The following is a 26,405-nucleotide window of genomic DNA, read 5'->3' as shown; positions in this document are numbered from 1 at the left end:
AACCCCAGTTCGATCTGAACCGACATCTGTCACAGACCGAAGCTGGCGTAAGGGATGAAGCGCACCGGATCACCGGGCTGAATGTGACGCTCGCCATCCTCGATCTCGATCAGCCCTTCGGCCCAACTCAGACCACTGATGCGCCCCGAACCTTCGGATTTGAAGGCCTCGACCTGGCTGTCACGGATGCGGCCACGCAGATATTCGCGACGGCCAGGCTTTTTGTGCTTCTCGAACGCCGCAGGCAAAATGAAACCCTGCGGCGCTTCCCAACCTGATCCGGCCAAAAGCCCCATCGCAGGACGCGCAAAAACCAGCGTACAGACCATCGCCGCAACCGGGTTTCCTGGCAGGCCAAAGACCGGCGTGCCTTGCCAAAGCCCCAAAGCCATCGGGCGGCCCGGCTTGACCGCGATCCGCCACTCCTGCATCGCGCCTGCCTCGGACAGCAGAGCTGAAACGTGATCCTCATCTCCAGCCGAAGCCCCACCACTTGTCAGGATCACATCCGCTTTCTCAGCTGCATCATCCAAAGCAGCCCTCAAGGCATCGCGATCATCTGCGATCCGCCCCATGTCGATGGGCATGGCACCGAACCGCTGCACCATCGCCAACAGCATGGGCCTGTTGGCATCAAAGATCTGCCCCTCTCGCGCCGTCTGCCCCGGCTCGACCAGTTCATCCCCGGTCGAGATCACGGCAACCCTCAGCGGTTTGCGCACCGACAGCTGTGCAATGCCCACAGCAGAGGTCAGCGCCAGATCAGCGGGCGTTAGCACCCGCCCCGCCTTAAGCGCGACGTCGCCTGCAACCACGTCTTCTCCTGCCTTGCGCGCGTTGGCACCATGTTTCAGCGGGCCGCGAAATGCGATCTGACCATCACCCAGGGTCACATCCTCTTCCAGGATCACGGTATCGACACCATCCGGCAGGGCTGCGCCGGTCAACACCCGAATGGCCGTGCCCGGCGGCACCGCCCCGGCATAGGGAACGCCGGCCGCTGCCCGCCCTTGCAGCAGAGGCAGAACATGTGAACCTTCGGCCACAGCGCCAGCAAACCCATACCCGTCAACGGCTGAATTTGCCTGCGGTGGATTGGACCGCACCGCCACGACATCCTGCTCCAGGACGCGCCCCAGAGCGTCGCCAAGCGCGACCTCTTCCACCGCTGTCACCGGCGTCAAACGCTTTTCCAGCAAGGCCAGCGCCTCGTCTACAGGGGTCCAATTTACACCGGCAGGCAGGGCAAAACAGTCATTCCGCAAGGGCGGAGGGCTCAGGTCAGTCATCGGTAACAGCGCCAGTTCATTCAAACGATCCGTGTGGCCGATCCCGAAAATCCAGGCCTCTTCGTGGGCCGCAGCGGGGATCTGCGTCATCAATGTGTCGAACTCCTCGTCCCCAAGCAAGGAGATCGCCCGGCTCAATAGCCGCACCTGTACCCGGTCGCGTATTTCATCGGTTGGGGCAGCCGCCATCGCCTGTTTGACCGCCGGTTCGATCAGTCCAGGCCAAACCTCGGCCAGAACCACATTTGCATCAGCGCCGGACTCAAAGGGCCGGACCGCCACGTCCCCCCGCCGCCGTAACCGTGTCAGAACCGGTAGGCCCATCAACACCTGGCTACCCACGGTGGGCTTGAAGAACAGCTGAAAACAGCTCGATGCCGCCCTGGCCTCCAGGTCTGCCACCCGGCGTTCGGCGACCTGATCATAGACGACACCCTGCTTCTTGTAGGGAATATCTGGCCAACCGTCGGGATTTGGCTTGCCCCAGAACGGCCCCGGCCCGTCGAACAGGCGGTTCATTTCTTCCGCAACCTCGAACCGATTGTTATTGCCCGCCTCGTCGTCCCTGATCCGCGCCTCGAGCCAATCCCAGAGCGCAAAGGGATCGCCCGAACCGGTGATGTGGCGCGCAAATCCCTGCGGATAGCCAAAAGGAAAATCGAACCCCACAAACACCCGACGCCCGGCTTCGCGCTCGGCGTTCAGGAACTCAGCCAACCATGCTTCAGCCTCAATCCGGCTGCGGCAATAGACCGGTTCATCGGGTTGCCCGGCCCGTGCAATCCCAATCCAGATCGCGTCTTTCGAAGGTTTTGCAGGGCGGCGTTTGCCAGCAGACCAATCGACCATCAGAACCGTGTCAAACGGCTTCACAACCCAACCTCTTCTGCGATGAAATCAGCGATCGCGGCGGTATCGTTCAAATCGAAAACAGGTCGATCCAGATCCAGGAGCGTGTCGCTGGCCACCGCCTTGATGGCCGGATCACCGGGCGCGATCAGATCGTTTTTTGCGCTCGCACGATAGGCCTCGATCTTTGGATGGGGCTCGCGCTTGTATCCTTCGACCAGCACCAGATCGACCGGGGTGAGCCGTTCCAGAAGCTCGGACAACGGCGGCTCGGCTGCATCGCGCAATTCTTGCATGATCGCCACCCGCACGGATGAGGCCAGCACCACCTCTTGCGCGCCTGCCAACCGGTGGCGATGGCTGTCGGTGCCCGGATGGTCCACATCTGCGGAATGGTGCGAGTGCTTGATCGTCGACACCCGCAGGCCCCGTGCTGTGAACTCGGCCACCAGCCGCTCCATCAGCCCGGTCTTACCGGCGTTCTTCCATCCTGTAACGCCATAGATCTTCATAGCATCGTCTCGGCCTGTGCCAGATCCTCGGGTGTGTTGATGTTGAAAAAGGCGTTGTCGTCAAAGGGCGCCGAGGCCGCACCGTGTTTGTCGGTCCACAGCACCACCTTGCGCAGCCCATCCTCAAGCGCTGCACGCAGATCGGCCCGCAGGTTGACGGGCCAGAGACCAAAGGTTGGATGCCGGTTCATCCGCCCCTCTTCCTGGGTGGCGGCCAGGGCAATCGGGGTATTGGCCCTATCTGCGGCACGGGCCAGACGTTCGGTCAGGTCCTGCGGGAAAAACGGCGTGTCGGCGGCGGCGGTGACGATGTGGCTGAAGCCCTGGTCCGCCGCGTATTCCATCCCTGCCAACACCCCGGCCAAAGGCCCCGGATAGTCGGCCAGGCTGTCGGGCACCACCGGCAGGCCGTATTCGGCAAACCGCTGCGGATCGCCATTGGCATTCAGCACCAGCCGATCCACCTGCGGCCCCAGCCGGTCAATCACCCGATCCAGCAGGCTGCGCCCACCCAGGATCAACGCACCCTTGTCGCCGCCTCCCATACGTCGGGCTTGGCCACCAGCCAGGATCACTCCGAGAGGTTTGGTCATTTGTTTGTCTCCGCCACATCAAATGGTCGCGCCATCAGGAAATTGAGGCCAATGAATACGCCCAAGAAAGCAACCGCCCCAAGACCCATAAAAAACACGACGAACAGCAACATCAGTCCGAGCAATCCAGCATACATCCCTCGTAATTTCTGAAGCCGAACGACCTGCTCTGGCGAGCTGTTGACAACGCCGCCAAAGAGCACCCTGCGCGTTATGCCACGGTTCCACGGGGCCGCGCCGATCTCGCACAAAAACGGATGAAGATGGCGGACAGTGAACCAAAGACCGAAAATGCCCAGAATGAAGGGCGGCGCGAGAACCGTCAGAGCGAGAACGTGCAGATCATTCATTACCGTTCCGCACTCTTGCGACGAAGTTTCTTGTCTTCGACCGGGACGCTGGCCGGATCAGCGTCACGCACCAGACGGTCCTCGCCGGATAGACATACAAACCGCTGCCCACGCATGCGACCGATCAGGGTCAGGCCAACCTCACGCGCGATCTCGACGCCCCAGGCGGTAAAGCCGGACCGCGATGCCAGCACCGGAATGCCCATCATTGCCGTTTTGATCACCATCTCGGATGTCAGCCGTCCGGTGGTGTAGAGGATCTTGTCATGTGCCCCCTCACCCGTCGACAGCATCCACCCCGCGATTTTGTCGACCGCGTTGTGACGGCCCACGTCTTCCATGTAGACCAGCGGGCGGTTCTCGTGGCACAGCACGGTGCCGTGGATCGCCCCCGCCTCCAGGTACAGTGACGGAGTGCGGTTGATCTTGGCGGACAGGTCATAAAGCCACGAAGTGCGGACCTGTACCGCAGGCAGGCGGACATCCTCGAGCCCCTCCATCATGTCGCCAAAGACGGTGCCGACAGCACAGCCAGAAGTACGGGTCTTTTTCTTGAGCTTTTCCTCGTATGAGGTTTCACGCTCGGTGCGCACGACAACGGTTTCCAGATCCTCGTCGTAATCGGTGCCCGTGATCCGATCATCAGGCAGCAACATGCCCTGATTGCGCAGAAAGCCAAGCGCCAGATACTCGGGATAATCCCCGATGGTCATCGCGGTGACGATTTCCTGACTGTTGAGGAAGATCGTAAGGGGGCGCTCCTCGACCACAGAAATCTGGGTGGCTTGCCCGTTCTGGTCGAACCCTTCGACCGCGCGGGTCAGCCGCGCCGCGCCCGGATCGGGGGCGATGATATAGTCCGACAGATCATCCCGAATAGCCAATTGCAACCCCTTCCAAGGCCCGTTACCAGTTTCGGGCTTAACTTAGGATTTCCCAATGGCATTCACCACATCGAATTCCTTTTATTGGAAAGGCTTTCGCGACGGCTCCCCCTTTGTGTTGGTGGCGATCCCATTTGGCACCCTTTTTGGCGTGCTAGCAACCGAGGCAGGGTTGGACATCGTGCAGACCATGACCTTTACGGCCACGGTGTTTGCAGGGGCGGCGCAGTTCACCGCGCTGCAACTGCTCCAAGAGGAGACGCCTACGCTGATCGTGCTCGCCTCGGCGCTGGCGGTGAATTTGCGGGTGGCGATGTATTCAGCGGCGCTGACGCCCTATCTGGGCGGCGCGCCTCTCTGGCAGCGGGCGGTGGCGGCCTATTTTGTGGTGGACCAATCCTATGCCTGCTCGACGGTGCAGTTCGAGAAAGAGCCAGACATGACGGTGCCGCAGCGGATGGCGTACTTCTTTGGATCGATCTCTCCCATCGCGCCGCTTTGGTATCTGTGCACTTATCTGGGTGCCGTGCTGGGGACGCAGATCCCCGACAGCTGGGCGTTGGACTTTGCACTGCCGATCACATTTCTGGCGATGCTTGGGCCGATGTTGCGAACCCTGCCCCATGTGATCGCCGCACTGGTGGCGATCATCGTGGCGCTGATGACCACGGCAGTGCCCTATAATCTGGGACTGCTGATCGCCGGATGTATCGGCATGATGGCGGGCGCACAGGCCGAGGTCATGCTGGAGCGCAGAAAGGTGCAGGCATGAACAGCATCGACCCCACCACCATGTGGATCATCATCGTCGGCATGGCCATAGGCAGCTTTGTCCTGCGCTTTGTCTTTATCGGTTTCGTGGGCGATCGGACTATGCCGCCCTGGCTACTGCGCCATCTGCGTTATACGGCAGTGGCTATCCTACCTGCGCTGATCGCGCCGCTGGTGGTGTGGCCTGCGGCCACCGGCGGGCAGCCCGATGTGCCGCGAACCAGCGCGGCGGCGGTGGCTCTGGTTGTGGGGCTTGTGACGAAGAATGTAATTGCCGCGATCTTTTCAGGCGCAGCTACGCTTTATGGGGTGTTGTATCTGCTGGGCTGAAACGACCCCGACTGATTTTTCAGCGCCCGAAGCACTCCCGCCGGTCGGCCGTGCATCAAAGATGCCCGCCTCCCGTTGGGCCGAGCCTCGCTCCGCTCGGCGGGTGGTGCTTGGCCCAACCGTTTCACCAAGAGATACTAGTGTTTGGTCTTTGCATACACCCCCGCCGCAAGCGCAACCGCACCGCGCAACGCGCGGTGCGCGGCCCAAGCCCGCCAGCGTCTCCTGCGAAGCAGGGGGCAGCGCGGGCGCGGGAGCCCTCCGATTCTGGAATGAGACGTTTGAAATGAAAAAAGCGTTAGCCGCCTGCAGCAGCCTGCGCGTTCAACCTGGCATTGTTTTCTGCCAGGCCTTTTTGCAGGTCCGCATCATCATTCTCGTAATACCGCTCGGTTTTCACGCCCGGCATCTGTTCGAACTGAGCCGACAGACTGGTAGGCTGAAACCCCGACTTGATGCCCTCGAACCCCGGGACCTGCTGCAGCAGTTGCGAGGTTGCGCTGGCACAGAAGGCACCAGGCACCGGCCCCATCTGCCTGGCCAGTTGATAGGCAACCTCGGCCTGCTCCGGTGTCACCTCGATCTCTTGTACCACCACATGGTGGGTCGAGCGCGCGTGGGAGGCGCGATATGCCTGCTCCACCGCAGGGGTGATGCCATAAAGAACATCGTTACGCTCAGGCACGATGTCGGCCCGGAACGAGCCCGCGGGATCGAAAATGATCCGTTCCCGCGCATTGATCATCAGCGAGGTATGCCCCCCGCTGCCAGTGCGGTTGTTGATCATGGTGTAAAGCGTCAGCGTCGCAGGACCGGCATCGCGGTAAGATACCGCAGCGATTTGCGTATCAGTTGCCTGCGGGCCGCGCGTCGAGGCGCAGCCAGCCAGCCCAAGCGCAAGTGCGCCGACCAGGAGAAGACGAAACACGCTTTACTCCGCGATCAAATCAGGACGCGAATACAGCGAGAAACAGCAGGATGCCAAAGATGACAACGCAGGACCAAGTGCAAAACTTGATGAACGCGTTGTACATTGCGGTTTGATCGGTGATGTCCATTTCGCCGTGCTTGTGGTCCGCCATGGGTCTTTTCCTATTCGTCAGAATTTTCCGTTGGATACTGGATTTGAAAGCGCCTGTCACCACGTCATTCGCGCGCAGGGCCAATCGCATCCAGAACAGTGCACTGGGAATAACCAAACCCCCATCGCCACGGCAGGCCCGAACACGGCCCACCTCCGAACCGCACGGCGAGATACATCGCCTCGGCAATCGCCTCATAAGCCGTCTCGACCGCCTCGGGCTGCACGTCATAATGCGCAGCCACCTCCTCGACCCGCAGCGCGCCGGTGCGTTTTACACAATTTTCCAAGGTCTTGTCCGCCGTCAGACGGGCATCATAACTGTCTTCTGCGGTCTCTGCCCCACCTGCATTGTGATAAGCCCGGTCGTGAATGACACAGCAGTTTTCCCAAGGTGGGATCTGATCATGAGCCTCGGCAAAATCGGGGAAACTCCGCGCCACCACTCGCCAGCTGTAGGACAATCCGCCCGAACAGCCGTCGGTTTCAAATTCGCTCAGCTCTGCGCCCCTGCGAATCGACATCAGCGCGTTGTGCGCAGGCAGTTCAAAAGCGCGCGTGACACCGCTCTCTTGCGAGACGACAGGAAGCGGCAAACCGATCAAGGCGACGATCAGGGCGTTACGGGCTGTTGTCACGATAATCCCCATCCGACAGATCAAGCCCCAGTTCCTCAGTCATCCACAACAGCATGCGTTCGGTTGGGGTCAGACCGGCGCGAAACTCCAGCACCTGGCGCGCAAGGGCGGGTTCATCCGTGATCAACCCGTCTACCCCCAGCGAAATCATCTTGGACATCTGCAATGGATCGTTGACGGTCCAGACATACAGATCCTTACCTGCTGCCTCCGTTGAATTGACCAGAGCCACATTGGCCATGCCCGCGTTGACGGCCAGGAAATCGCCATCCAGGGCAGTCAAATCGCCTACTGCAGTAGCAGCCAAAACGCCCGCACGCCACTCGGGCCGCAGTGTGCGCATCTTTTGCACCGCAGGGTATTTCAAAGACATGGTGGCAATCTGGTCCTGCATCCCCAACTCTTCGACGATCGCGACAACGCGATTTTCCAGATCCACGTCGTGGCCATAGTATTTGAGCTCAATCAGAACCTTCGACTTGCCACGCGCCGCTTGCAAAACTTCACGCAGGGCCGGCGGGCGTTCGTCCGAATAGGCCGGGTCAAACCAACTGCCTATGTCGATCTTGGCCAGATCCTCCATCGTGGCATCCCAGATCGTCAGATTGACCCCGGCCAGTTTCATAAAGTCGCTGTCGTGCATGACCACGACCTCTCCGTCGGCTGTCTCTTGCACGTCGATCTCGACCCAATCGGCCTTGTCCCCGATGGCCTTGACGACCGAGGCCATGGTGTTCTCGGGTCGGGATCCAGCCGCGCCGCGGTGCGCAATGATCTCGACCTCATCATCAGCCTCGACCGCTTCGAGCAAACCATTGCCCATCCAGACACCACCGACCAGCGCCACAGCGCCAACCGCAACAGTCAGGGCAAGCCGGGCACTCAGGTTGCCGCCGCCCGAGGTGGTCGGCGCCTGCAAGCGCTTGCCCTCAAAGAACCCGTCCAGAAGCACGGCCAACGCTCCAAGAGACACGGCCGACAGGATCAGTCCCGCCAGCCCCCACAGCAACACAATGGCCATGGAAAACGTGAGAGCGGATTTCAAATGCCCCTCGGTGACCGGGATCAGGTTGATGCACAGTCCCGCCACAACAGCGACGCCAAAGGAAATTGCCAGCCGCACGACCACCCAGATCACCAGTTCGATCTTCAAGCCTGTCTGCTTGCCTTGCATCCGGGACGTGCTGGCGGCAAAGGCATCGCGGGGGCGTACATCCTCGAACAGGACAAGATGCAAGGCCAAGGCCCAACTGGACAGGCGCAGCAACAGGACGATGGCCAACGCCAGCAGGATCACCGCAACAACCCCAACCGCCACCCTGAACGAGGGCGGCGTATAGGTCAGGTAGTAGTTGATGTCATAATCCCCGGTAACCCACAGCATGATGACACCGGCCACCAACGCAAAGGGCGCAACCAGCAACAGCACGCGCAGAACAAACAACAGACCAAAGATCAGCAAGTCCTTGACATGGCTAACGACAAAACCAAATGCCGCAAGCGAGGTCCGCAACCTGTCGGTGCCGTCATAACGCAGGCTGGTGCTCATGACCGAAAAACTGAGCACTTCGACCGCCAGAAGTATGCTCAGAACCGCAAGCGTGGCCAGAAAGCCAACCGGGGTCAGGATGAAATAGGCGATATCCTGATCCGTCAGCGCCGGTTGATCGGACAGGGACACAGCCAAGTTTATAGTCGCAGCCATGCCGGGCGCAATCAGCGCATAGGCCAACAGCCGCAACGCCATGTAGAGCGGGACAAAAACACGACGTCTGGCCCAGGCCTGCGCATAAGCCTCAGTCACTGTGGAATAATGTGACACGAAATTCTCCCCTTCAATGCACGCATTGAACGATGAGAGACGGATCATGGCAAGGGGTGGTTATGGCAGAACTGACCGCTGCTCGATTGAGTTTCGCAACCAATGCTGGGATGCCTTGGAAATTTCTCTCTGCCAGGGCCTCGACTGCATGCCACGTTTCGTTATGCGGTGGCGCGCCTCGCGTCAGCGAGGCGCGCGGCCCAACGGGAGACGGGCATCTTTGATGCATGATCGACCGGCGGGAGCGCTCCGGTCGCCCAAAACATCACAGGTCTAAGGATCAGATTCGCGTCACGACTCGTCTGACGTTTCAAGATCCGCAGCCAAACGAAACCCGATCCGCGTAGCAGGCGTGTCCTCTTTTGGCTTGGGCAAGGCCCGCAGCATCACGTTCAGTTGGCTGACATGCTGCACCAGCTGTGTGCGCACACCGTTGGAATCCGTTCCATAAAACGTCACGATATCGGGATCGAAATACCCCATCCCCTCAATCCGCAGCACTCCGGCGTCGCCCCCAGTGAACCCCATGGCAACCTCGTGCTCGGCATCGAGCTGCTCTTCGAAACTGCGGATGTAAAGGATCAGCCGTTCATAGGCCCAGCGCGACGGGCTTTTGGCCTCGACAGGTTTTTGCATCTGGGCAGGCACCGGACCCAGCTTGGGTTGACGTTCAGGGTCTGCATGGACCTCGTGATGACGCGGCAAAGCCGCTGCTTCTGCCGCTTCGGCCGCCGTTTCGATCTTGTCGTCCATGCTGTTGTCCCTGAATTTAGTCTTTGCGCTGATACAGCCAGGCCCCGTCCTCACGACGGGTCCGGATCACCTCTCCGATATGGTAGAGATGGTTCACATGCGCAACGGCTTCGACCAGGGCCAGCCCATATTCACCCTCACCAATGGTGCGTTTGAACAAAGGGGCAAAGCATTCGGATGCCGGTTTGGGGGTGTCCAGATGGTTCAGCAGCCGTTTGAGAGCGCCATGATGATTGTCGATCAACTGACGCATCCGGATCGGCAGACCAGTGAATGGGAGTTTGTGACCGCCCAGCGCCAGATGATCTTCGCGCGCCAGTGGTGCCAAACGCTCGCACGCCTCCAGCCACTCCGCCAGCGGATCAGCCAGCGGTTCAGTGGCATAGACGCCAATGTTGGGGCTGATCGAAGACAGAATCTGATCGCCGGTGATCACCAGATTGTCGTCACGGCTCCAGAACGTGGCATGTTCAGGCGCGTGGCCATTGCCCATGTGCACATCCCAATCGCGCCCGCCCATGCGGAACACGTCACCCTGCTTGATCCGCCGAAAGCCCAATGGCATCGGGTACACCATATCCGAGAAATTGAACGGGCGATCCGCCATCCGCTTGGCCAGAATGTCCGCATTCATACCCGCCGAACGGTAATAGTTCAGCGTCTCTTCCGGCCAGTTTTCCTGAACATCCAGCGTCAGCATGCGCGAGAACAGCCAAGCCGTGCGCGTTGTGACCAGTTCGGCCCCATGCTCGGATTGAAACCAGCCCGCCAGCCCCATGTGATCGGGGTGATGGTGGGTCACCACCACGCGGGACACAGGCTTGCCACCCAACGGTCCCGCCATCAACTGCTCCCAGATGGCGCGCGATTTCTTGGATGCAAAACCAGTGTCGATCACGGTCCAGCTGTCACCTTCGTCCAGAGCGTAGACGTTGACGTGGTCCAGTTTCATCGGCAGCGGCAGGCGCATCCACAGCACGCCCTCGGCCACTTCGATGGCCTCACCCGGTGCGGGCGGGGTGTCCCAAGGGTATCGCATCGCCAGCGTCTGCGCCCCGTCCATCAGGCGACCAGCTCGTCGATGGTCAGACCATAGACGTCTGCCGAGCCGTTCTGCGCCTGCGCCAGCAGGCCAGCGTGTTCGGGCAGCAGTGCATTGATGTAGAAGCGTGCCAGTTTCTCACGCGGGCCAGCCGGGTCGGCCATAGCGGCCACCAGGTGATAGTGGCCACCCAGCACACGCGCAAAGGCCTGCAGGTAGGGAACTGCGCCAGCGAAACGCTCGTTCAAGTCACCTTGCGCCACCAGCCATTCAGTTGCCTCGCGCAGGGTTTCCGTGGCTTCCCATACCGGACCGGCGAGTTCCGGTACCGTGGCCCGGGCGCGTTCGGCGTGATCTTCGATCTCATCCAGCAACTTGGCCGCGGCCTCTCCGCCGTCCATCATCTTGCGTGCCACAAGGTCCATGGCCTGAATGCCATTTGTACCCTCGTAGATCGCGGTCACGCGGACATCGCGATAAAACTGCGCAGCACCTGTCTCTTCGATAAAGCCCATGCCACCGTGCACCTGCACACCGGTCTCGGCCACGCGCATCCCCGTCTCGGTGCCAAAGGCCTTGGCAATCGGGGTCAGGAACGCCGCACGCGCCGCCCATTCTGCATCATCTGTGGCGGTCTGCATGTCGATGGCCGCGGCACAGTTGAGCAAGATCGCCCGCGACGCAAAGACATCGGCCTTCATGCTCATCAGCATGCGGCGCACATCGGCGTGGTCCACGATTGTGCCGCTCGGTGTCTTGCCCTGCTTGCGCTCCAGCGCATAGGCCAGCGCGTGCTGATAGGCACCTTCAGCTACTCCAACACCTTGGCCGCCAACACCCAAGCGCGCATTGTTCATCATGGTGAACATCGCGGCCATGCCGCCGTGTTCCTTGCCGACAAGCCAGCCCTTGGCACCATCAAACTGCATCACGCAAGTTGGCGAGCCATGCAGACCCATCTTGTGCTCCAGGCTTACCACCTTGAGGCTGTTGGCCACGCCCGCCTCGCCATTGTCGTCGGGCAGGTGCTTGGGCACGATGAACAGGCTGATGCCCTTGGTGCCGGGCACCCCATCGGGCAGACGCGCCAGAACCAGGTGGCAAACATTGCCTGCAAAATCGTTGTCGCCCCAGGAAATATAGATCTTCTGCCCGGTCACCGCAAAGCTGCCATCGCCATTGTCCACGGCTTTGGAGCTGAGCGCCCCCACGTCCGACCCGGCCTGAGGTTCGGTCAGGTTCATTGTGCCCGACCATTCACCCGACATCAGCTTAGGCAGAAACAGTTCCTTGATGGCATCACTGGCATGATGTTCCATGGCTTCGATCTGCCCCTGGCTCATCAGCGGCGCAAGTTGCAGCGACAGGCAGGCCGCGCTCATCATCTCATTCACGGCGGTGGTCACGGTCATCGGCAGGCCCATGCCGCCGTATTCCGGATCACCGCTCATCCCGATCCAACCCCCTTCGGAAATGGCTTTCCAGCCATCTGAATACCCTGGCGACGTGCGTACAACCCCGTTCTCCAGACGCGCAGGCTCCAGATCGCCGGGACGCTGCAGGGGCGACATCACCTCTTCACACATCTTGCCGGCCTCGGTCAAAATCGCATCGACCACATCGTCGGAGGCCTCGGAAAACTTTTCGGTCCCCGCGATCTGATCAAAGCCTGCTACATGGCGGAGCAAGAACTGGTAGTCGGTGACTGGTGCGCGATAGGGCATTGGTTCCCTCGGATGTTTGGGCGGTGCATGGCCTTGGCATCCAAGGCAGGCATCGGTAAAGACAGGGTTTGGACGATTACCTATCCAGAGCCCCCTTGCAAGCAACCAAAACGCCGCGTCACCGACCATGTATCGTAAGGACACATCCTATCTGACTGCCACGCACGCCGACATCGCAACGGCGGCGGGCTTGCTGCGCGCGGGCGCCTTGGTCGCCTTTCCGACCGAAACGGTGTACGGCCTGGGCGGGGATGCCCGCAACGACAAGGCGGTCGCAGGGATCTACGAGGCCAAAGGGCGGCCAAGCTTCAACCCGCTGATTGCCCATGTTGCCAGCATAGAAGCGGCAAAGCGCTACGTGGTTTGGACAGACGAGGCAGATCGCCTGGCACAAGCCTTCTGGCCGGGGCCTTTGACGTTGGTTTTGCCGCTCAGGCCTGATCACGACATTTCCCCACTGGTGACGGCGGGGCTGGACACGCTGGCGGTTCGGGTTCCCGCACATGAGACCGCGCGCGCGCTGTTGAGCGCATTCGATGGGCCGGTCGCGGCGCCTTCGGCCAACCCCTCGGGCCGGATCAGCCCAACGACAGCCGGGCATGTGCACGCGGGCTTGGATGGCCGGATTGCCGCCGTTCTGGATGACGGCCCCTGTGGGGTCGGCTTGGAATCCACGATTATCGGCTTGAAGGGCACCCCCACCCTGCTGCGCCCTGGTGGGTTGTCGGCCGATCTGGTCGAGGCTTGCCTTGGTCAAATGATCGGGACCTACAAACAAGGCGATGCCCTGTCCGCGCCCGGACAACTCTTGTCCCATTACGCGCCCGACTCCAGCGTACGATTAAATGTTGAGACCCCGATGGGCGACGAAGTGTTGTTGGGGTTTGGCCCGGTCGAATGCGATCTAAACCTGTCGCTTTCGGGTGATATGACCGAAGCGGCGGCAAACTTGTTTTCAGCCCTTCACCAGCTTGATGCCACAGGGCGGCCAATTGCGATATCTCCGATTCCGGAAAAAGGGTTGGGATTGGCCATCAACGACCGCTTGCGCCGCGCGGCAGCACCCAGAGGGGCCTGATCAGGCGTGCCCTGCACTGGCCGATAGGTTCAAAGGATCAATGCCCAACGATTTCAGCGCCGCTTCCCATTTGCCGCTGTCATCCAGATCGAACACCAGCCCCAGATCCGCATCCGCCGTCAGCCAGCCGTTTGCCGCGATCTCGTCCTCTAGCTGGCCGGGCCCCCAGCCCGAATAGCCGAGCATGAGCAACCCGCGCTCTGGTCCGTTGCCCTGCGCGATGTCTTCCAGGACATCCAGCGTCGCCGACATGCTGAACCCATCGCCGATTTCCAGCGAATGCAAGTTGGCTTCATAATCCGAGGAATGCAGGACAAACCCGCGCCCGGTTTCGACCGGTCCGCCAAATCGCACAGGCCGCTCCCCGATCCGGCGCGAGACACAGTCGATGTCCAATTGATCAAGCAAAGCGGCCAACGGCAGATCTGCGGGTTTATTGACGATCAACCCCATGGCTCCGTCCTTGCCATGGCTGCACAGAAACACCACCGAATGAGCAAAGCGCGGATCGCCCATGCCAGGCATTGCGATCAACAGCTTACCGGTTAGATCCAACATAGGGGTCTTCAGTCTCCTTCTCATTCAAGAATGGCCACCCCGCGCGCCCGGTGCAAGGGTCCCGACCACAAAGTGCGGAAATAATCGCCTCTGACCCGAACGTGACTTGGATTTCATCCCCAAAACGCGCATCTAAAGATCATGCTTAGATCTGTTGCCTTGGCCATTGGCCTTACCGTTCCATCCCTTGCCGCTGCACAGGTCAGCGGACTGGGGGAGATTGTTCAGCTCGACATTCTCGATGGCGGCCTGACCAAACAGGGCACCTATCAGGGGGCAATCCGGCTGACCTTGGCTGATGGGTGGAAAACCTATTGGCGTGCGCCCGGCGATGCAGGCATTCCCCCGCAATTCGATTGGCGTGGCTCGCGCAATGTGGGCGAGGTATCATTCACCTGGCCCTCGCCAACCGTCTTTGACCAGAACGGTATCCGCACCATCGGGTATGAAAAACAAATGGTGCTTCCGGTCGAGATCACCCCCAAACGCGCGGACAAACCTGTGCAACTCAAGGGAAAGATGTCCTTTGGCGTCTGCAGCGACGTCTGTGTGCCCGGACAATTGAAATTCAACCACGAGCTGGACAGCGACGCGGGTCGCAACCCCACCATCGCTGCAGCCTTGGCCGCACGGCCCTATTCCGCGCGCGAAGCCGGGGTGAAATCGGCCACCTGCCGTCTGTCCCCCACCAAGGACGGAATGCGGATAGAGGCCACAGTGCGTGTCCCTTCGACCGGCGGGACAGAGATGATGATCATCGAGCCTGGCGATCCATCGCTTTGGGCAACCGAGCCTGAAACCAAACGGCAGGGCAATGTGATCACCTCGACTGCCGAATTGATCAGCGACAGCGGCAACGCATTTGCCATCGACCGGTCCGAAATCCGGTTGACGGTTTTGGGTGGCTCGCACAGTGTCGACATTCAGGGCTGTACCCCGGGCTGATTCATGAACACTCCTACTCCCAAGCTGGGCGCATTGGCCGTTGTGATCCACGACGGCCACGTTCTTTTGGCACAACGCAAGAAACAACCTGACGCAGGCCTTTGGGGGTTTCCCGGCGGGCACGTGGAATGGGGCGAAACCGCCCTCACCGCCGCCGTGCGCGAATTGCGTGAGGAAACCGGGGTCGAAGCTACAGCGGCAGAGTATCTGACAAATTTCGATCTGATCCGTCAGGACGATTCAGGCCAGACTGTCACACACTATCTGCTGGTTGGTGTGCTGTGCGCCTATGTCAGCGGCACCCCCCGTGTCGTCGAGGAAATCGCGGATGTGAAATGGGTGCCGATCGAAACTGTTGCCGCAGGCGATCTGCCCATGAGCGCGCGCGTCGCAGACCTTTTGAGCCTGGCACTTAAGCGCGCGACGTAGCCCCACTGCGCGCAAAGACGATCAGCCCCAACAGCATCATCAGGATCAGGATTGCCAGAGCACCTGCAAAGAACAGGACAAATCCGGCCTGCAGGACAGATAGCGCGCTCAGCATCGGGACCAGGGCCGCGACCTGGGCAGGCAGGGCCCCGTTGATCAACGGCCAGACCATGGTCGCCCCCAGCCATCCCAGCATCGCAATCCATGCCAGATAGATCACGCCCCGTATCCGACGATCCGGCCCGCGCATCGCCCGCCGCATGGCGGTCAACGGGCGCGCAACGTCATTCTGGATTGCAACCAGTGCGGGCACGACCAGCAGCACCAGAAACATGCCAAAACCCAGGCCATAAACCAGCGTGATTACGGTAGGCTTTAGGAACTGTGCCTGTTGCGATTGCTCATACAACAGTGGTGCCAGACCCAGGACCGTGGTCAGCGTCGTCAGCATCACCGGGCGCAATCGATCCGCTGCGCCGTCGATGATTGATGGGATCAACCCGCGCTCTTTTGCGTATTCATCGATAGTCGTGACCAGGACGATCGAGTCATTGATGATGATCCCGGTCATCCCCAGCAGGCCCACAACCGTGAACATGCTCAGCGGCACCTCCCAGATGTAGTGACCCCAGATCGTCCCCACCAGCCCGAACGGGATGATTGCCATAACCACCATCGGCCGGGTCCAACTGGCAAAGACCCAAGCCAGAACCAGATAGATACCCGTCAAACACAGGATCAACCCGGTGCGCGCGTCATTTAGGAACTCGTCCTCTTGCTCGCTCAGGCCCGACATGCGCCATTCGACCTGACGCTCGCTGGCAATCTTGGGCAGGATCTCCTCGGCCAGGGCGCGCGAAATCTCTTCGGCGCGGGTGGGGTCATCCTCGGAAATGTCGCCAGTGACGGAAATCACGCGCACACCATTTTCGCGCCGCACAGTTGAGAAGCCAGTTCGTTGATCGACGCTGACGATATCCGCCAGCGGTACATAAACGCCCTGAGGCGTACGCATCAGGGTGCGTTCCAGAAAATCAGCGGTCAGTTCGCCCTCGGGCAGTTCGACCCGAATTTCGGCGCTGCGGGGTCCATCGGGATAGGTTGCCGCCTCAATCCCGTTGAGCCGCGAGCGCAGCGCGCGCCCCAGTGTTTCGATGGTAAAGCCCAAGGCCTGTCCCTGCGCGGTCAGATCCAAGACAACCTCTTCCTTGTCATAGGCCAGGTTGTCTTCGACGGCGGACACCTCAGGGTACCGCAACAGCGCGGTTTGCAGATCTTCGGACGCCTGTTTCAGCGTTGTGACCTCGGCGCCATAAAACTGCACGTCCAGCGCGTCCCCACCTGGACCCGAGCGCCAACTGCGGAAACTGATTGCTTCGACCAGCGGATGTCGAACCACCCTGTCTTGCAGTTCGCCGACGAAGGCAAAGCTGGAATAAGGACGCAAGTCAGCGTCGATGAGTTCGATCGAAATGCCACCCAGCAGATCTTTGTCTTTGGTGTCGACGCCCGACAGGCCGCGCCCGGCGTTGCCTCCGATTTCGCCCAAAACATAGTCGAGTGGATTGCGGCCATAGCGCTCTTCGTATTCCTGCCCCAACTCTTCGGTCGCGCGCTGCATCTCGCGCATCATCGCCAGCGTGTCGGCCCGGGTGGCGCCTTCGACCATGGCAAAGTTGCCAGTGACAGAACCCCGTTCAGGAGCGTTGAAAAACCGCCACTTCACGTCGCCCTGAATGAACATTGCGGCTTGGCTGGCAAGAAAGACCAGCGCTCCGGCCAGAACCACATAGCGGCCCCAAACAACCCATCCCATGAAGGGGCGGAACAGATGATCCCGCATCCAGCGGAAACCGCGATTCACGACCCGGTTGGGGAAATCGTACCAATGTTCTTTGGCCGAATGTGCAATCGCATGGCTCATGTGGTTCGGCAGGATCAGAAAGCATTCCACTAGCGAGGCGGCCAAAACCGCGATCACAGTGAATGGGATATCCCGGATCAACTCGCCGAAACGGCCCCCGACAGCGATCAGGCCAAAAAAGGCAATGATCGTCGTCAATGTCGCAGCAAAGACCGGCATCGCCATGCGTCCTGCTGCGCGCTCTGCGGCAACCACGGGATGCTCGCCCAATCGCCGAGCGCGGAAATCGGCGTGTTCCCCAACAACGATGGCGTCGTCGACAACAATGCCCAATGTAATGATCAAGCCAAAGAGCGAGACCATGTTGATGGTCAAGCCACCCACATACATCAGCGCAATGGCGGCAAACATGGCGGCTGGAATGCCCGCAGCCACCCAGAACGCGATGCGGGCATTGAGGAAGAGAAACAGCAACAAGACCACAAGGCCCAAACCCATCAGGCCATTATCGACCAAGATATTTAAACGTCCCGAGATTGCCTCGGCCCGCGTGCGGATCAGTTCGACCGTGACGTCTTTGGGCAAGCTCAATTGCATCTCTGCAACAACGTCTTCGACCACGCCCTGGATGCGGATCGCGTCGCCTTGATCAGATCGGTCAATGCGCACCGACATGGCCGGGTTTTCACCGACGTAGTAGCTGCGCAGGCGATTTACGCCTTCGACCCGGATTGTCGCTACATCCCCAATGGTCAGCTTCGATCCATCTGGATTCGAACGCAAAACAATCCCTTCGATATCCTCGGGCGAGCGTTTGGCCACCCCCGTGCGTACCCGAGCGTTTGCACCCGCCACATCACCTGCCGGGTCAGCGTCGACTTCGGCCGCCACAGCCTGAGAGATGTCAGTCATACTGACATCGTTCGAAATCAGCTGAGCCGACGGCACTTCAACGATTGTTCGCGGTGCCGCCACGCCCCGGATTGTGGTGCGGGTCACGCCGACTTCGAACAGTCGGGCGACCAATTCGTCGGTGAACAGGCCGAGTTGTGCCGGATCAATCGGCCCGGTGATTACCACATCTGTCACCCGGTCACGCCAGGCCCCCCGGCGCACGCTGGGGTCTTCTGCGTCTTCGGGCAGGGTCGTTATCGCGTCAATCGCAGATTGTACGTCATCCTGCGCGCGCGCCATGTCCGAACCGGGTTCGAACTCCAGCCGCATGTAGGCGCGCCCCTCACTAGAGGTTGAGGTCGAGCTTTCGACGCCATCTACGGCCAGCAGAGTAGGTTCCAGAACCTGAACAATCGCGCTGTCCACATCCTCGGGGCCTGCGCCCTCCCACACGACGCGGACATCGACGTTTTCGACGATCACGTCAGGAAAAAACTGCGCCCGCATATTGGGCATGGCTGCAGCACCAAGAACCAGCATCACCAACAACAGCAAGTTGGCTACGGTCCTGTGGCGGGTGAAATAGCTGAACAAGCCGCTGGCAACTTGGGGGATCTCGCGGGCCATGACGGGTTATCCCCCCATCCGGGCTTCGATCCGTTCGACCAGGGCCGCGGGCACCTTGGCCTCGGCCAGACTGGCCAACACGCGTGCTTTCATCTCGTCCGGCATGCGCTGATTGCCTTCGACAAACGCCATCAGCTTGGCGCGGCGCTCGTCTGTCAACTCCAACATCGAGGCCGCAGGTTCAGCTTCGGCCTCCTGTCGCAAAGGTCGGACCCGAATACCTGCCCCCAAAAGCGGCGTTCGACCAACCACGACCTCGCGCCCTTCCAGGCCTTCGCCGCGCAGCAGCACATGGTCGCCCTGACGGCGGACCAATTGCACTTTGAGAGTATCCAAGCGATCATCGGCATCAACCACCAGCACCGTGCCATCCGCCGCATAAGACGAGGCAGGCAAACGGGCCACGTTGTCCAGCGGCGGTTCTTCAACGGAAACAGTGACGAAATCACCTGGCTTAAAGCCGAGTGCCGCATCAAGCCGCGCAAAGATCAAACGCCCCGACTGCCCTTCGCCCGCTGCGGCACTGTCACGGCTGATTGTGCCGCGAGCCAACAGGTTCGAACCCGCCGCATCAAGCGAAGCGATCACTTTAGCGGGGATCAGGCGTCCGTTGTTGTCCAGAAGGCGCGCATAATGCGCAGTCGAAACCCGGAACGCGACCTCCAGCGCTCGGGGGTCGACAAGTTCAGCCAGCTTTTCATTGGCAGAAACCAAGCGCCCTTCAACCAGGCTAACTCCAGACAGGGTGCCGTCAAACCTTGCCTTGATCGTAGTATCCGTCAAATCCCGCTGTGCCGCATCCAGCGCAATCTGCGCGCGCGCCAAGCGGGTCACGGTTTGATCAACCCGAGCCTCGGCCTGGGCTTCCGAAATTCGGCGCGCCAGAACCGCTTGTCGGGCAGACGCCGCTGCAAGCTCAGCCGTCTCAACTGCCGCAGCCGTGCCAACACCACGTTCAGCAAGATCTTGTTGCCGCTTCAATGCGCGGTCACGCAGCTCGGATTGGTCTATGGCGGCTTGCAATTCGTTTCGCGCCAATTCCAATGTCCGTTCGGCATCCCGCTCCTCGGCCTGGGCGTCCAACAAATCCGAGTCCGCGCGATCGAATGCCGATTGCGCGTCCGCGGGGTCGATGCGGATCAAGATCTGTCCCGCCTTAACAACACCGCCTTCTTCGACATTCTCGGCCAGTTCAACCACACGCCCCGCTGCAGCGGCGCGTAATTCCAGCGTGCGCCTGCTTTGGACCTGACCAAAAGCTTGCAACTCTGGCACAATGGTTTCGAACTCGGCTCGCTGCACGTTGACAGCAAAGACACGCTCACGCGCCTGTGGGGGCTTTTTGTCATCTGCCAGGCGGCTTTGAATAGCGCCCATCACCAACTGCCCTGCATATAGAAGCAGCGCCAGCGTCATCGATGCCAAAAACACCCCAACCAGGCTTTGTCGCAGAAAACGCATCTAATATACCCTGTCTCGGTCGCTTGTTGCTGCCATACCTTTAACCTAGCAACGCCATCGACATTGCCAAGCCACAAGGCAGTTATCCGGTGTTAAACGCGGGGTCAGTCTACTTCCGTCGCTGATGTTCGTCCAATCGCGGAAAAATCTCGACAAAGTTGCAAGGGCGGTGACGGTAATCCAGCTGTTTGACCAGAATCTCGTCCCACGCATCCTTGCAGGCGCCGGGACTGCCGGGCAGCGCAAACAGATAGGTGCCACCCGCAACCCCGCCCGTGGCGCGCGATTGCACAGCGGATGTTCCAATCTTTTGCATCGACACGATGGTAAACACGGTCCCAAAGGCGTCGATTTCCTTTTCATAAACGTCGCGATGCGCTTCGACAGTCACATCTCGACCGGTCAAGCCGGTGCCACCAGTGGAAATCACGACGTCAATCTCGGGGTTCGCTACCCAGGCGCGCAACTGATCGGCGATCTCGACACGCTCATCCGGCAGGATCTTGCGGTCGGCCAGCACATGGCCCGCGTCAGCGATGCGGTCAACCAGCACCTGGCCCGAGCGGTCCTGGTCCAGCGAACGGCTGTCCGAAACGGTGAGCACCGCAATCCGGGTGGCGATGAAATCCTTGGTTTCGTCGATGCGCGACATTCATGGGCCTTTCGGTGATCGGGGGCTCAGCTGCCCATCAGCTTTGCCTTGAGCTCCAACAGGTCGGCCCAAGCTTGGCGCTTGGCCTGCGGTTGGCGCAACAGGTAGGCAGGGTGAAACATAGGGATGGTCGGCAGGTTGAGTGCCGCGTCCCATTTGCCACGAATTCGGGTGATCCCGCGTTTGCCCAGCATCGCGTGACAGCTGATGTTGCCCATCAGGACCAACACGTCGGGCTTCACCAGCTCTACGTGCCGTTCCAGAAACGGTTTCAGCATACCGATCTCTTCAGGGCGTGGATCGCGGTTCTGCGGCGGGCGCCAGGGCAGGACGTTGGTGATATAGACCGAGCTTTCACGGCTCAGGTCGATGGCCTCGAGCATCCGATCCAGCAATTGCCCGGCACGCCCCACAAAAGGGCGCCCTTCGCGGTCTTCGTCACGCCCTGGTGCTTCGCCGATGATCATCACACGCGCCTCTGGATTGCCGTCGGCAAACACCAGATTGCGCGCGCCTTTCTTGAGCTCGCAGTGTTCAAACGCCCCCATCGCCGCTTGCAACTGCTCCAATGACATCGCCGCCTTGGCTGCTTGGCGGGCTAGATCGGCTGGATCGATTTCCTTGGGTTTGACAGGCGCGACCTGCTCGGCCTTGGCTTTCTTGGACTTGGCCGATTTGTCGGGCAGCCCATATCGATCCACCGGGGTGTCCCCGATGGTCTCAGATACGCCAAGCTCGACCTGCCATTCCAGCAGCGCCCTTGCGGTGTGATAATCCAAAGCCGATTCCATGGCGCACAGTCTAGTCGTAACAATGGCGAGGGAAAGCCGATAACCACTTGTCACCGCGTCGCCCGTGTCGGACCATAACGGCCATGTTGCGTTTCCTGTTTCTTTGTCTGGCTCTGGTCCTTGGTACTGCGGTCGATGCTCAGTTGAGCAATCCCCTGGGCAGCACCCGGTCCGAATGCCCCATCGGCACCCAACAATGCGGCTTTCGAAACTGCTGCCGCGCAGGCACCACATGCAGCTGGGACGGACATTGCATTCCTCTTGGTGGAACCTATTGCGGCGGCGGGCGGTCTTGCCCAGTGGGTCAGTTTTGCATCGACGGAGGACTGCGCTGCTCAGCTCACGGATCTAAGCAATGCGGCAATGGTAAGGTCTGCCCACCTGGCACGGTCTGCACAGCCAGCGGCGATTGCCGCAGAACAACGGATCAAGAACAGCTTCTGGTTCCGGGCGCAGATCCGACCACGGGCTGCTTACCCGGCGGCGGCTGCTCCAACCCGGGTTGGTTTCAGTGCTCCGAAACCGACAGTGAATGCCGCCCCGGCTTCAAATGTTCCAAGGGGCGCGGCTGCGTTCCGATCAAGGCGGTCGACTGCGGCTATGGCAAATGGTGCAAACCGGGAGAGCAGTGTCTGCCAGAAGGTGGATGTGCGCCAGAATAGCGCCCGCTTGCATATTGCCCCGAGCGGGTGACCTTTCTATAAGCGCTCAAAATGTCAGATCGGAGTCCGGCCCATGAGTTTTGCGCACCGTCACCTTCTTGGCATCGAACAGCTTTCCCAAAGTGACATCACCGCGATCCTGGACCTGGCCGAGACCTATGTGGATCTGAACCGGCAATCCAGCAAACACGCCGATGTGCTGGCCGGGCTGACGCAGATCAACATGTTCTTTGAAAACTCGACCCGCACACAGGCCAGTTTCGAGATTGCCGGCAAGCGCCTGGGCGCGGATGTGATGAACATGGCGATGCAGGCCAGTTCGATCAAAAAGGGCGAAACGCTGATCGACACCGCCATGACGCTGAATGCTATGCACCCCGATCTGCTGGTGGTGCGTCACCCGCATTCGGGTGCGGTGGATCTGCTGGCGCAGAAAGTGAACTGCGCCGTTCTGAACGCGGGCGACGGCAAGCACGAGCACCCCACCCAGGCGTTGCTCGATGCGCTGACCATCCGCCGCGCCAAGGGGCGCCTGCACCGGCTGAACATCGCGATCTGTGGCGACGTTGCGCATTCGCGCGTGGCCCGGTCAAACCTGATCCTGCTGGGCAAGATGGAAAACCGCATTCGCCTGATCGGCCCGCCGACGCTGGTGCCGGGTCAATTTGCCGAGTTTGGCGCCGAGATCTATGACGACATGCGCGAGGGCCTAAGGGACGTCGACGTGGTCATGATGCTGCGGCTTCAGCGCGAGCGGATGGATGGCGGCTTTATCCCGTCCGAACGCGAATATTACCACCGCTACGGATTGGACGCCGAAAAGCTCGGCCTCGCCAAGCCCGATGCCATCGTCATGCACCCCGGCCCGATGAACCGCGGTGTCGAGATCGACGGAACGTTGGCGGACGACATCAACCGCTCGGTCATTCAAGAGCAGGTCGAGATGGGCGTCGCCGTGCGCATGGCCGCGATGGAGCTGCTGGCCCGCAACCTGACTGCCGCCGCATGAGAAACCCACTGCATATCCGCAAAGGCGAACAGCGCGTTCTGCGCCTGTTTTCCTTGGACATGCGCCCGGAAGAGGCCCGGTTTCTGCAAGAACCCGGAGCCGCGGCGCAGGTTTTGGGGCTTGCCGCAGTGGATGACGAACAGGTCGAGGTATTTCCGGTTTCCGACCTCGAAGAGGTGGGGCTTTACGGCTACCTCTCCGATGGGTGCGGGGTGGACCCGGCGCAGCTCGACAAGTTAGCTTTGGACGCGGCTCAGGGCTGGGTTCTGTTAGTGCGTAGCAAGGCGTTTGAGGGCAAAGAAGGCGCGCTGAGCCCGGATGAAGGTATCTCGCTGATCGGCATCTACACCGAGGATGGCACCGATTGGTCTGCTGCTCCGATTCAGACGGAAAGCGCCGCACCCTATTCTGCTGCCCCGCCCGCCAGCGACGCCGAGGCGCGCCGCACTCGACAGATCGTTTTGACTTTTGTGGTGGGCCTCACACTAGTGATCACGCTGGTTCTGCTCAAGGTGCTGCTATGACCGAGTTTCCCGCCGACCGCAGCGCCTATATCCGCAGCCACACCTGGATGGCCGCCGCCGCCATGGGCGGCGCGATGCTGGTGCTTTGGCTGATCGGCAACCCTTACGTCTGGACCGGCGCGCCTGCGGGGTTGGCCGCCATCGTTTTGCGCGGCTGGTATCTGGCGTCCGAAGAGCTGGGATATGTCTGGTCCATCGACGGCAGCGATCTGGTCGGGCCCGGCCCGCGCCGTGTGGCGCTGAGAAACATCGAAAAGATCAACACGATGGGCAGCTATGTGCAAATCGTGACCAAGACGGGCGACAAGCACCTCATCAAATACCAAGCCGACCCCGCAGCCACCAAGGCCGCCATCGAAAGGGCCATTCCATGAGCGACACACTCTTTTCCAACGCACGCCTGATCGACCCCGAAGCAGGCACGGATACCCTTGGCTGGCTGCACGTGCGTGACGGGCGGATTATGGCAACCGGCGAAAGGACGCCGGAGGCATCGGATGCCGAGACTGTGGATTGTGGCGGCAAATGTCTGGCCCCCGGAATTATCGACATCGGGGTCAAGGTCTGTGAGCCGGGTGAGCGGCATAAGGAAAGCTATAAATCCGCAGGCCGCGCAGCGGCTGCGGGTGGCGTGACCACCATGGTCACGCGCCCCGATACCACCCCCGCCATCGACACGCCCGAGTCATTGGAATTTGTCACCCGCCGTGCACAGGCCGACACGCCGGTGAACGTGCTGCCCATGGCTGCCCTCACCAAAGGGCGCGAAGGGCGCGAGATGACCGAGATCGGGTTCCTGCAAGACGCGGGCGCCGTGGCCTTTACCGATTGCGACCACGTGATCAGCGACACCAAGGTGTTTACCCGCGCGCTGACCTATGCCCGGTCCTGCGGCGCTCTGGTCATGGCGCATCCGCAGGAGCCGATCCTGAGCAAGGGAGCTGCAGCCACCAGCGGCAAATTTGCCGCGCTCTATGGCCTGCCCGCCGCGTCCCCCATGGCCGAGCGGATGGGGCTCGACCGCGACATCGCCTTGTTGGAAATGACCGGTGCCAAATACCACGCCGACCAGATCACCACAGCCCGCGCCTTGCCCGCGCTGGAACGCGCAAAAGCCAACGGCCTGGACATCTCGGCCGGAACTTCGGTCCACCATCTGACGCTGAACGAACTGGACGTCGCGGACTATCGCACCTTCTTCAAGGTCAAGCCGCCGTTGCGGTCCGAAGACGACCGCCTGGCGGTGATCGAAGCGGTCCGCACAGGGCTGATCGACATCATCAGTTCGATGCACACACCGCAGGACGAAGAAAGCAAGCGCCTGCCGTTTGAAGAGGCCGCCGCTGGTGCCGTTGCGTTGGAAACTTTCCTGCCTGCCGCCTTGCGTCTAGTGCACGCCGAATATCTGGACCTGCCGACCCTGTTCCGGGCGATGTCCCTGAACCCGGCCAAGCGGTTGGGGCTGGACGCTGGCCGACTAAGTGCCGGTGCGCCTGCCGATCTGGTGCTTTTCGACCCCGATGTGCCCTTTGTGCTGGACCGCGCGACGCTGTTGTCGAAATCGCAGAACACTCCGTTTGACGGCCAGCGGATGCAAGGTAGGGTGCTGGCAACCTTTGTTGGTGGTCACGAAGTTTTCCGGAGGACCTGATGCCCCCTTTTGATACCCCCACGTTCGGCCTGCTTTTGTGGGCCGCGATCGGTTACGGCCTGGGGTCGATCCCCTTTGGCATGATCTGGGCGCGCGTGATGGGCCTTGGCAACCTGCGTGACATCGGATCAGGCAACATCGGCGCTACCAACGTTCTGCGCACCGGCAACAAGACGGCGGCGGCGTTAACCCTGCTGTTCGACGGCGGCAAAGGTGTGGTGGCCGTTCTGCTTGCGCGCGCCATGGCTGGCGAAGATGCCGTACAAATAGCGGCGCTGGCAGCCTTTGTCGGCCACTGCTATCCGGTCTGGCTGGCGTTCAAAGGCGGCAAAGGCGTGGCGACCTTTCTGGGACTGTGGCTGGCGCTCGCCTGGCCCGTTGGTATTGCCTGCTGCCTGACATGGCTTGCCGCGGCCGCCATCACCCGCATCTCGTCGATGGCGGCACTGGTTGCCGCAGCAAGCTCGACTATCTGGGCCGTCCTTCTGGGCCACGGCACCGCTCTACTGCTCGGCGTTCTGCTGACTTCCCTCGTCTATTGGCGCCACCGCGCCAACATTGCCCGAATCAAATCCGGCACCGAGCCCAAGATCGGGCAAAAATCCTGAACGATCTGCTGCCA

General features: G+C 60.7%; 28 protein-coding genes. 10 read left to right on the top strand and 18 right to left on the bottom strand.

Annotation, left to right across the window (positions count from 1 at the left end):
• Positions 1–29: 29 nt before the first annotated feature.
• The 5 genes from TRL7639_RS18485 to TRL7639_RS18465 are packed head-to-tail and all read right to left on the bottom strand — an operon-like array spanning position 30 to position 4,483.
• A complete protein-coding gene (locus TRL7639_RS18485; protein ID WP_207559695.1) occupies positions 30–2,162 on the bottom strand; it encodes a molybdenum cofactor synthesis domain-containing protein in 2,133 nt (710 codons plus the stop codon).
• Complete coding sequence (gene mobB / locus TRL7639_RS18480; RefSeq protein ID WP_085797364.1) at positions 2,159–2,650, bottom strand: molybdopterin-guanine dinucleotide biosynthesis protein B; 492 nt, start codon at positions 2,648–2,650, stop codon at positions 2,159–2,161. Before mobB ends, TRL7639_RS18485 begins: the two co-directional genes overlap by 4 nt.
• Positions 2,647–3,243: a molybdenum cofactor guanylyltransferase MobA gene (gene mobA, locus TRL7639_RS18475; protein WP_085797363.1), complete on the bottom strand. Its 597-nt coding sequence runs from the start codon at positions 3,241–3,243 to the stop codon at positions 2,647–2,649. The genes mobB and mobA overlap by 4 nt, the downstream gene beginning before the upstream one ends.
• Complete coding sequence (locus TRL7639_RS18470) at positions 3,240–3,593, bottom strand: hypothetical protein (protein WP_085797362.1); 354 nt, start codon at positions 3,591–3,593, stop codon at positions 3,240–3,242. Before TRL7639_RS18470 ends, mobA begins: the two co-directional genes overlap by 4 nt.
• On the bottom strand, positions 3,593–4,483 hold the full coding sequence (locus TRL7639_RS18465; RefSeq protein WP_085797361.1) for a formate dehydrogenase accessory sulfurtransferase FdhD: 891 nt from the start codon (positions 4,481–4,483) through the stop codon (positions 3,593–3,595). The genes TRL7639_RS18470 and TRL7639_RS18465 overlap by 1 nt, the downstream gene beginning before the upstream one ends.
• Positions 4,484–4,532: 49 nt before the next feature.
• Here TRL7639_RS18465 and TRL7639_RS18460 point away from each other — a divergent pair, with 49 nt between their 5' ends.
• Together TRL7639_RS18460 and TRL7639_RS18455 are read left to right on the top strand one after the other, a co-directional pair.
• Positions 4,533–5,249 carry an AzlC family ABC transporter permease gene (locus TRL7639_RS18460; RefSeq protein WP_085797360.1) on the top strand — a complete coding sequence of 239 codons (717 nt, stop codon included), beginning with the start codon at positions 4,533–4,535 and terminating at the stop codon, positions 5,247–5,249.
• Positions 5,246–5,578: an AzlD domain-containing protein gene (locus TRL7639_RS18455; RefSeq protein WP_085797359.1), complete on the top strand. Its 333-nt coding sequence runs from the start codon at positions 5,246–5,248 to the stop codon at positions 5,576–5,578. Before TRL7639_RS18460 ends, TRL7639_RS18455 begins: the two co-directional genes overlap by 4 nt.
• Positions 5,579–5,876: 298 nt before the next feature.
• Here the strand turns inward: TRL7639_RS18455 and TRL7639_RS18450 are convergent, their stop codons facing one another.
• From TRL7639_RS18450 to TRL7639_RS18420, 7 genes are all read right to left on the bottom strand, one after another.
• Positions 5,877–6,506 (bottom strand): hypothetical protein, encoded by a 630-nt coding sequence (locus TRL7639_RS18450; RefSeq protein WP_085797358.1) that lies wholly within the window; start codon positions 6,504–6,506, stop codon positions 5,877–5,879.
• A gap of 19 nt (positions 6,507–6,525) precedes the next feature.
• Complete coding sequence (locus TRL7639_RS18445; protein WP_085797357.1) at positions 6,526–6,660, bottom strand: aa3-type cytochrome c oxidase subunit IV; 135 nt, start codon at positions 6,658–6,660, stop codon at positions 6,526–6,528.
• Positions 6,661–6,724: 64 nt separating this feature from the next.
• A complete protein-coding gene (locus tag TRL7639_RS18440; RefSeq protein ID WP_235820453.1) occupies positions 6,725–7,297 on the bottom strand; it encodes a hypothetical protein in 573 nt (190 codons plus the stop codon).
• On the bottom strand, positions 7,281–9,119 hold the full coding sequence (locus TRL7639_RS18435; protein ID WP_085797609.1) for a glycerophosphodiester phosphodiesterase: 1,839 nt from the start codon (positions 9,117–9,119) through the stop codon (positions 7,281–7,283). Before TRL7639_RS18435 ends, TRL7639_RS18440 begins: the two co-directional genes overlap by 17 nt.
• 291 nt (positions 9,120–9,410) lie before the next feature.
• Positions 9,411–9,872, bottom strand: a complete 462-nt coding sequence (locus TRL7639_RS18430) for a DUF6173 family protein (RefSeq protein WP_085797355.1) — start codon at positions 9,870–9,872, stop codon at positions 9,411–9,413.
• Positions 9,873–9,888: 16 nt separating this feature from the next.
• Positions 9,889–10,935, bottom strand: coding sequence for an MBL fold metallo-hydrolase (locus TRL7639_RS18425; RefSeq protein ID WP_085797354.1), 1,047 nt, complete (start codon positions 10,933–10,935; stop codon positions 9,889–9,891).
• Positions 10,935–12,638: an acyl-CoA dehydrogenase gene (locus TRL7639_RS18420; RefSeq protein WP_085797353.1), complete on the bottom strand. Its 1,704-nt coding sequence runs from the start codon at positions 12,636–12,638 to the stop codon at positions 10,935–10,937. Before TRL7639_RS18420 ends, TRL7639_RS18425 begins: the two co-directional genes overlap by 1 nt.
• A gap of 127 nt (positions 12,639–12,765) precedes the next feature.
• Between TRL7639_RS18420 and TRL7639_RS18415 the strand changes: the two genes are divergently transcribed.
• Positions 12,766–13,716 carry an L-threonylcarbamoyladenylate synthase gene (locus tag TRL7639_RS18415; protein ID WP_085797352.1) on the top strand — a complete coding sequence of 317 codons (951 nt, stop codon included), beginning with the start codon at positions 12,766–12,768 and terminating at the stop codon, positions 13,714–13,716.
• Here the strand turns inward: TRL7639_RS18415 and TRL7639_RS18410 are convergent, their stop codons facing one another.
• Positions 13,717–14,271: a YqgE/AlgH family protein gene (locus TRL7639_RS18410; RefSeq protein ID WP_085797608.1), complete on the bottom strand. Its 555-nt coding sequence runs from the start codon at positions 14,269–14,271 to the stop codon at positions 13,717–13,719.
• Positions 14,272–14,415: 144 nt separating this feature from the next.
• On the opposite strand from TRL7639_RS18410, the gene TRL7639_RS18405 reads away from it, so the two are divergent.
• Both TRL7639_RS18405 and TRL7639_RS18400 read left to right on the top strand, forming a co-directional pair.
• Positions 14,416–15,219 carry a protein-disulfide reductase DsbD domain-containing protein gene (locus TRL7639_RS18405; protein WP_085797351.1) on the top strand — a complete coding sequence of 268 codons (804 nt, stop codon included), beginning with the start codon at positions 14,416–14,418 and terminating at the stop codon, positions 15,217–15,219.
• Positions 15,220–15,222: 3 nt separating this feature from the next.
• On the top strand, positions 15,223–15,648 hold the full coding sequence (locus TRL7639_RS18400; protein ID WP_085797350.1) for an NUDIX hydrolase: 426 nt from the start codon (positions 15,223–15,225) through the stop codon (positions 15,646–15,648).
• On the opposite strand, the gene TRL7639_RS18395 is transcribed toward TRL7639_RS18400, so the two are convergent.
• The 5 genes from TRL7639_RS18395 to TRL7639_RS23135 form a co-directional block, all read right to left on the bottom strand.
• Complete coding sequence (locus tag TRL7639_RS18395; RefSeq protein WP_085797349.1) at positions 15,632–19,033, bottom strand: efflux RND transporter permease subunit; 3,402 nt, start codon at positions 19,031–19,033, stop codon at positions 15,632–15,634. The genes TRL7639_RS18400 and TRL7639_RS18395 overlap by 17 nt on opposite strands.
• Before the next feature lie 6 nt (positions 19,034–19,039).
• On the bottom strand, positions 19,040–20,494 hold the full coding sequence (locus TRL7639_RS18390) for an efflux RND transporter periplasmic adaptor subunit (protein WP_085797348.1): 1,455 nt from the start codon (positions 20,492–20,494) through the stop codon (positions 19,040–19,042).
• Positions 20,495–20,603: 109 nt separating this feature from the next.
• Positions 20,604–21,146: a molybdenum cofactor biosynthesis protein B gene (moaB, locus tag TRL7639_RS18385; RefSeq protein WP_085797347.1), complete on the bottom strand. Its 543-nt coding sequence runs from the start codon at positions 21,144–21,146 to the stop codon at positions 20,604–20,606.
• Positions 21,147–21,172: 26 nt separating this feature from the next.
• On the bottom strand, positions 21,173–21,937 hold the full coding sequence (locus TRL7639_RS18380; RefSeq protein WP_085797346.1) for a uracil-DNA glycosylase: 765 nt from the start codon (positions 21,935–21,937) through the stop codon (positions 21,173–21,175).
• A gap of 50 nt (positions 21,938–21,987) precedes the next feature.
• A complete protein-coding gene (locus TRL7639_RS23135; protein ID WP_165759849.1) occupies positions 21,988–22,188 on the bottom strand; it encodes a hypothetical protein in 201 nt (66 codons plus the stop codon).
• Positions 22,189–22,672: 484 nt separating this feature from the next.
• Here TRL7639_RS23135 and TRL7639_RS18370 point away from each other — a divergent pair, with 484 nt between their 5' ends.
• From TRL7639_RS18370 to plsY, 5 genes are read left to right on the top strand one after another with little or no spacing between them, the layout of a single operon-like run.
• Positions 22,673–23,608: an aspartate carbamoyltransferase catalytic subunit gene (locus TRL7639_RS18370; protein ID WP_085797344.1), complete on the top strand. Its 936-nt coding sequence runs from the start codon at positions 22,673–22,675 to the stop codon at positions 23,606–23,608.
• The gene (locus TRL7639_RS18365; RefSeq protein ID WP_085797343.1) at positions 23,605–24,132 is read left to right on the top strand and encodes a hypothetical protein; all 528 of its coding nucleotides are present in this window, start codon (positions 23,605–23,607) and stop codon (positions 24,130–24,132) included. The genes TRL7639_RS18370 and TRL7639_RS18365 overlap by 4 nt, the downstream gene beginning before the upstream one ends.
• Complete coding sequence (locus TRL7639_RS18360; protein WP_085797342.1) at positions 24,129–24,506, top strand: hypothetical protein; 378 nt, start codon at positions 24,129–24,131, stop codon at positions 24,504–24,506. Before TRL7639_RS18365 ends, TRL7639_RS18360 begins: the two co-directional genes overlap by 4 nt.
• Positions 24,503–25,783 carry a dihydroorotase gene (gene pyrC, locus TRL7639_RS18355; RefSeq protein WP_085797341.1) on the top strand — a complete coding sequence of 427 codons (1,281 nt, stop codon included), beginning with the start codon at positions 24,503–24,505 and terminating at the stop codon, positions 25,781–25,783. The genes TRL7639_RS18360 and pyrC overlap by 4 nt, the downstream gene beginning before the upstream one ends.
• Entirely contained in the window at positions 25,783–26,391 is a 609-nt protein-coding gene (gene plsY, locus TRL7639_RS18350) for a glycerol-3-phosphate 1-O-acyltransferase PlsY (RefSeq protein ID WP_085797340.1), read from the top strand. The genes pyrC and plsY overlap by 1 nt, the downstream gene beginning before the upstream one ends.
• Positions 26,392–26,405: the final 14 nt, after the last annotated feature.

Origin of the sequence: Falsiruegeria litorea R37 (assembly GCF_900172225.1) — a bacterium.
Classification (GTDB): Bacteria; Pseudomonadota; Alphaproteobacteria; order Rhodobacterales; family Rhodobacteraceae; genus Falsiruegeria; species Falsiruegeria litorea.
Note: the sequence above shows the minus strand (reverse complement) of the source record. Positions and strands in the feature narration are given on the sequence as shown.

Bases quoted from the DNA above. Each gene is read 5' to 3' on its own strand.
- mobB (WP_085797364.1), bottom strand. From the start codon at position 2,650: ATGAAGATCTATGGCGTTACAGGATGGAAGAACGCCGGTAAGACCGGG.
- mobA (WP_085797363.1), bottom strand. From the start codon at position 3,243: ATGACCAAACCTCTCGGAGTGATCCTGGCTGGTGGCCAAGCCCGACGT.
- TRL7639_RS18415 (WP_085797352.1), top strand. From the start codon at position 12,766: ATGTATCGTAAGGACACATCCTATCTGACTGCCACGCACGCCGACATC.
- TRL7639_RS18430 (WP_085797355.1), bottom strand. From the start codon at position 9,872: ATGGACGACAAGATCGAAACGGCGGCCGAAGCGGCAGAAGCAGCGGCT.
- TRL7639_RS18395 (WP_085797349.1), bottom strand. From the start codon at position 19,033: ATGGCCCGCGAGATCCCCCAAGTTGCCAGCGGCTTGTTCAGCTATTTC.
- TRL7639_RS18390 (WP_085797348.1), bottom strand. From the start codon at position 20,494: ATGCGTTTTCTGCGACAAAGCCTGGTTGGGGTGTTTTTGGCATCGATG.
- pyrC (WP_085797341.1), top strand. From the start codon at position 24,503: ATGAGCGACACACTCTTTTCCAACGCACGCCTGATCGACCCCGAAGCA.
- TRL7639_RS18380 (WP_085797346.1), bottom strand. From the start codon at position 21,937: ATGGAATCGGCTTTGGATTATCACACCGCAAGGGCGCTGCTGGAATGG.
- TRL7639_RS23135 (WP_165759849.1), bottom strand. From the start codon at position 22,188: ATGTCCGTCCCAGCTGCATGTGGTGCCTGCGCGGCAGCAGTTTCGAAA.
- TRL7639_RS18445 (WP_085797357.1), bottom strand. From the start codon at position 6,660: ATGGCGGACCACAAGCACGGCGAAATGGACATCACCGATCAAACCGCA.
- TRL7639_RS18420 (WP_085797353.1), bottom strand. From the start codon at position 12,638: ATGCCCTATCGCGCACCAGTCACCGACTACCAGTTCTTGCTCCGCCAT.
- TRL7639_RS18425 (WP_085797354.1), bottom strand. From the start codon at position 10,935: ATGGACGGGGCGCAGACGCTGGCGATGCGATACCCTTGGGACACCCCG.
- TRL7639_RS18365 (WP_085797343.1), top strand. From the start codon at position 23,605: ATGAGAAACCCACTGCATATCCGCAAAGGCGAACAGCGCGTTCTGCGC.
- TRL7639_RS18360 (WP_085797342.1), top strand. From the start codon at position 24,129: ATGACCGAGTTTCCCGCCGACCGCAGCGCCTATATCCGCAGCCACACC.
- TRL7639_RS18470 (WP_085797362.1), bottom strand. From the start codon at position 3,593: ATGAATGATCTGCACGTTCTCGCTCTGACGGTTCTCGCGCCGCCCTTC.
- plsY (WP_085797340.1), top strand. From the start codon at position 25,783: ATGCCCCCTTTTGATACCCCCACGTTCGGCCTGCTTTTGTGGGCCGCG.
- TRL7639_RS18405 (WP_085797351.1), top strand. From the start codon at position 14,416: ATGCTTAGATCTGTTGCCTTGGCCATTGGCCTTACCGTTCCATCCCTT.
- TRL7639_RS18455 (WP_085797359.1), top strand. From the start codon at position 5,246: ATGAACAGCATCGACCCCACCACCATGTGGATCATCATCGTCGGCATG.
- moaB (WP_085797347.1), bottom strand. From the start codon at position 21,146: ATGTCGCGCATCGACGAAACCAAGGATTTCATCGCCACCCGGATTGCG.
- TRL7639_RS18370 (WP_085797344.1), top strand. From the start codon at position 22,673: ATGAGTTTTGCGCACCGTCACCTTCTTGGCATCGAACAGCTTTCCCAA.
- TRL7639_RS18400 (WP_085797350.1), top strand. From the start codon at position 15,223: ATGAACACTCCTACTCCCAAGCTGGGCGCATTGGCCGTTGTGATCCAC.
- TRL7639_RS18460 (WP_085797360.1), top strand. From the start codon at position 4,533: ATGGCATTCACCACATCGAATTCCTTTTATTGGAAAGGCTTTCGCGAC.